General features: G+C 33.5%; 1 protein-coding gene. It reads right to left on the bottom strand.

The features are described 5' to 3' along the window. Positions 1 to 26: 26 nt before the first annotated feature. Positions 27 to 2,215: fimbria/pilus outer membrane usher protein (locus E5A76_RS15910; protein WP_161119515.1), on the bottom strand; the 2,189-nt coding region annotated here is incomplete at its 5' end.

The raw sequence follows: 2,215 nt of genomic DNA, 5'->3' as shown, positions 1-2,215 counted from the left end.
TTTAATATATTCATTGTGTTAGACCGTTAATTACAAGAAATATTCTGAATGTTATCCACACCTTTTGTTAAAGTGGATAAAGGAATTTTACAGGTATTATTTTTACCTTTGACGGTGATATACTTTGTGCTGTTTATTAATGTTGTTAACAGGACGCCATGATTGGCAATAACACCTACAGTATTCCCTTGATCAGATATTGCTTCAGTGCCCATAGGGTAATCTTTACCATTTTTATCTTTTATTCTTAGTAAATATCTATTAACTTTTAAATATTTAAAATCCCTTACAATAATAGCTTTATTCGTTGGGACAAATTGAAAGTTAGTATTCAATAATTCAACATTATCAGGGACATTATTTGTATCTATTGTCAAATTATTTTCTTGATAATTAGTTAATGGAATTAATGCATTACCTTGAGCATTTGTTCTAGCATTGCCATTAAATTCAATATCTTTCATCTTATCGATATGAGCAATAGCGACAGTATCATTTTGTTGGTTAGAAAAAACCAATCCCACACCTTTCGCGCCAGCCACTGAGCCAGAAGCATTGGCTGAAATAACAGTTGAATTATTACTTTGTGATAGCGAAAATCCAGTTTCCATACTGTTAAAACTTGCTCCCGTATAGAGTGAAGCTGTCTTATTTTCTTTTGAGATATTCGTATTTATCGAGGTTACAATGTTTTCATTTGGCATGAAAGATGCGCCAGAGTTAAATGATACCCCGGTGTTATTATCATAAGTAACACTGCTATTAATGATTTGCTCTCTGTCCCATAGGTTAAATGGAATGTTGACATTTAACGAGGTGCTGTATTCTTTTGAATCATGACCAATATTTGAATAAGAACCATTAAGACCAATAGATATATTATTTACCGTGCCTGATAAGGATAAATTAATACCGCTTTCATTACTTAACCCATCACGGTAATCTTCTTTCCAGGCTGAAAGGTTTAAATACGCTAAACCAAGACGCTGCGTTAAAATAGCTTCATATCGACTGCGTTTTTTATTGTTCTTGTAAATATTATTGGGATAAAAATCACGGAAATCAGTGTAGCCTTTTCCTGTATATTTATAAGATAACAGTTGTAAGTTCGTGTTTTCACCAAAATCTTTAGCATATTGTAATGAAGCACTTACACCTTGCTGAACTTTACTATCATGAGGCTGAAATGCAGCACTATCATAATGACTCCATGATACATTGAAGCCAGCAGACAAGGCTCCAAAATTACGGATAGGTGCAGTGAAACCTGAACCTATACTTTGGTATTTAGGGTGTATCACTGATGCAAAATTAGCTGTGCCTAAATTAAATCCATAATCTAAAGATGCGAGACCAAACATACCTTTGCTATCATCGCTACGCACACCAGTGACGAAATTATAATTTATCGCACCTTCGCGCAGTAAGGTAGGTAAGGTCGTAACAGGATAAATTTGGGTGATTTTTTTCCCATTATTTTCTTCGATAGTAACAGTAATATCACCATTGGATACTGGGGATAAATTGTTTAACGAATATGCTCCCGCTGGTAGATTTTTAGAATATAAAACATAATTCCCTTGTTTTACAGTAACTAGCGCATTCGAATTTAACACGCCGCTGATCACAGGAGCATAGCCCTGAGCCAACTGAGGCTGCATTGCTGAATTAGATCGCAATGATATACCATAAAACGAAAAATCAGGGATAATTGATGATTTTGTTATACTTTTACCCGCAATAAAATCACCATGTAGGGGTTGTATAGCTGTTGATACGGTAAGATCTGGTGAGTTGATCCCATTGTTACTTTCCGCACTAAATCTTGCATTAAATACCCACCGGTCGTAGTTTGAAGTAAAATTAAAGTTGCCATATAAATTTTCATTATTTTGTATTGAGCGATTAAAGCTCTTATTAGCATTTACTGCGTAATTGAGTAAAAAACCGGGTGATCCATAATCCCACTGTTGTGACTCAGTATTATTGAGCAAATAATATTGAGGTAAGCTGATCGTTATGGATTGAACACTATAATCAAAATAAACTTTAGCATCTTTAATTAAATTTAAATCATACGTATCCGTTTTTTTATCATAAAACTTAGATAGTTTTTTGTAATTAATGGGTAATTTTAATGAAGTTAACCAATCAGACGTTAAAATAATATTTTTCTTCTCATTGTTGGATAAGGTTATTTTGCGTCTTCCTACAT

The organism is Photobacterium lucens (assembly GCF_009873615.1).
Taxonomy (GTDB): Bacteria; Pseudomonadota; Gammaproteobacteria; order Enterobacterales; family Vibrionaceae; genus Photobacterium; species Photobacterium lucens.
Note: the sequence above shows the minus strand (reverse complement) of the source record. Positions and strands in the feature narration are given on the sequence as shown.